The 1,570-nt window shown below is 66.5% G+C and carries 3 protein-coding genes; all 3 read right to left on the bottom strand.

The window, feature by feature from the left end; all coding sequences use genetic code 11:
* Window positions 1-348 (bottom strand): SAM-dependent methyltransferase (locus EN893_RS39535; RefSeq protein WP_245476588.1); only part of this gene is annotated, 348 nt, incomplete at its 3' end.
* Window positions 345-1,109: a precorrin-4 C(11)-methyltransferase gene (gene cobM, locus EN893_RS28785; protein ID WP_127271893.1), complete on the bottom strand. Its 765-nt coding sequence runs from the start codon at window positions 1,107-1,109 to the stop codon at window positions 345-347. The genes cobM and EN893_RS39535, both read right to left, overlap by 4 nt.
* On the bottom strand, window positions 1,106-1,492 hold the full coding sequence (locus tag EN893_RS28790) for a cobalamin biosynthesis protein (protein ID WP_127270799.1): 387 nt from the start codon (window positions 1,490-1,492) through the stop codon (window positions 1,106-1,108). The genes cobM and EN893_RS28790 overlap by 4 nt, the downstream gene beginning before the upstream one ends.
* Between the last annotated feature and the right edge of the window lie 78 nt (window positions 1,493-1,570).

Raw genomic sequence — 1,570 nt, forward strand, 5'->3', positions numbered from 1 at the left:
GGATGACATCACCGCCCTTTTGGTGCGGCCGTCGCGCGCCAGCCGCACCAAAAGGGCGGTGATGTCATCCTGTTTCATCGACGGTTTGCCGCCGCGCTTGCCAGCAAAGAAAAGCTCGGCATTTTCGGCAACGGCGACGACATCGGATGAGACCAGCGCGTCGTAGACCAGCGCATCCGCCTCGGCCAAAGCCGCCAGCACTTCGAGCGTCAGGCAACCGGGGTCGCCGGGGCCGGCGCCGGCCAGCCAGACATGGCCAGGCTCCAGCTGGCGCGGCTTGAAGTTCAGCCGGGACAAGGCTTTTTCGAGCGTAGCGTTTTCGCCGGTGTTTTTGTTGCTGCCGCTCACAATCCGTCCCGTCCGCGAAAACGCCGCTGGTAGTGGGCGTCGTATAATGAACTCTCGCCAAAACCTTCGGCTGCCAGCGAGCGGCCGACGAAGATGATCGCCGTGCGCTCCATCGGATCGGCGGCGAGCAGCGCCTCGATGGTCGCCAGCGTGCCGGTCAGCACACGCTCGTCCGGCCAGGAGGCGCGGAAGACGACCGCCACCGGGCAATCCCCGCCATAATGCGGCGTCAGCTCGGCAACGACGCGGTCGATGGCGTGGATGGCCAGATGAATGGCCAGCGTGGCGCCGGTGCGGCCGAAGCCGGCCAGCGTTTCGCCGGGCGGCATTTTTGATGCGCGTCCGGAGATGCGGGTCAGCACCAGGCTTTGCGCGACTTCAGGAATGGTCAGTTCGCGGCGCAATGCGGCGGCGGCAGCGGCGAAGGAGGGGACGCCCGGCGTCAGCGTGTAGGGAATGCCATGCTTTTCCAGCCGGCGGATCTGCTCGGCGACGGCGCTCCACACCGACAGGTCGCCGGAATGCAGGCGGGCGACATCATGGCCCGATTTGTGGGCCGCGACATACTCGGCCTCGATCTCGTCGAGCGACATCGGCGCGGTGTCGATCAGCTTTGTTCCCGGCGCGCAGTGCTGTAGCAATTCGGGCGCGACGATCGAGCCGGCATGCAGGCAGACCTGGCAGCTTGCCAGCAGCCTCGCGCCGCGCAGCGTGATGAGGTCGGCGGCACCGGGACCGGCGCCGATGAAATGGACGGTCATGGCGCATCTCCACTGATGGCGATCGCGCAGGTGACCGGGCCGAGCACCGTGCGCGGGCCAAGCAGTCTGGCGCCTTTGCCGACGACGGCAAGGGCGGATGCCTCGGAAACCGATGAGGTTCCGGCAACATCCTGCGAGAGGTCGGAATGGCTGAGCGTGTCCGACGAGGCGGCCTGAAGCGTGGCGTCATCGACGACGATGACCGGAAGACTCAGCACGCGGCCAGCGGCGGCGATCGCTTCTTCATCCTTCTTGAACTCGGCAGTCGCCAGTGCCGAAAGCGCCGTCATCGTCAGGCCATGAGTCTCCAGCGCGGTTTCGATCGCGGCAAGCACGTCTTCGACGCTCACGCCTTTTCGGCTGCCGATGCCCGCGACCATCATGGCTTCACCCAGCTCCATTGGGTCACTGGCATGGCCGGCCGCCAGGCCTGCATCGCGCCGACCGGCGATGCGCGAGAG

This window comes from Mesorhizobium sp. M7A.F.Ca.CA.004.04.2.1 (genome assembly GCF_004022825.1).
In the GTDB taxonomy this organism is placed as follows: domain Bacteria; phylum Pseudomonadota; class Alphaproteobacteria; order Rhizobiales; family Rhizobiaceae; genus Mesorhizobium.

What these genes read in the sequence shown, in the direction of transcription:
- cobM (WP_127271893.1), bottom strand. Translation starts at nt 1,109, where the DNA reads ATGACCGTCCATTTCATCGGCGCCGGTCCCGGTGCCGCCGACCTCATC.
- EN893_RS28790 (WP_127270799.1), bottom strand. Translation starts at nt 1,492, where the DNA reads ATGATGGTCGCGGGCATCGGCAGCCGAAAAGGCGTGAGCGTCGAAGAC.